This window comes from Streptomyces sp. SID13726, assembly GCF_010548375.1.
Taxonomy (GTDB): Bacteria; Actinomycetota; Actinomycetes; order Streptomycetales; family Streptomycetaceae; genus Streptomyces.
In genome coordinates, this window is sequence record NZ_JAAGLY010000316.1 from 1 (window position 1) to 487 (window position 487).

At 71.9% G+C, this 487-nt stretch carries 1 protein-coding gene and 1 pseudogene; both read right to left on the reverse strand.

All coding sequences use genetic code 11. From position 1 onward, the window contains the following. On the reverse strand, positions 1–311 hold a 311-nt coding region (locus G3I78_RS47825), incomplete at its 3' end, for an MFS transporter (RefSeq protein ID WP_164436884.1). Between the two features lie 86 nt (positions 312–397). Beyond that, a pseudogene (locus tag G3I78_RS53355) lies at positions 398–487 on the reverse strand (VOC family protein); the annotation flags it as partial.

Sequence of the window (487 nt, forward strand, 5' to 3'; positions counted from 1 at the left end):
CACACGACGGACACCACGGCGAAGCCGACCAGGCCCCACACGATGACGGTGCGCCGCCCGTGGACGTCGGCCGCCCTGCCGCCCGTGATCATCAGTGCGCCGAGCGTCAGCATGTAGCCGCTGACCAGCCACTGCAGGTTCGTGGTGGGTGTGGAGAAGTCCCGGGCGATGACGGGAAGCATCAGGTTGAGGGCGAACCAGTCCATCTGGACGAGGAGCATCGACAGCGAGGCGGCGGCGATGACCGCCCTGTCCCGGCCCGAGAACAGCCGTCGGCCAGAGGCCCCGGCTCCCGCCTTGCCCACGCCCATGAACACGTCCCGTCCACAGCCCCCCGGCGCCCCCTCCCACCAGCATGCGCCCGCCCACCGCGCCGGGCATCCGGGGCCTCACAGGCCTACGCGGGCTCCCACAGCTCGATCCGGTTGCCCTCCGGGTCGGTGACCCAGCCGAACCGCCCGACACCGTCCATGTCCTCCGCCTCCCC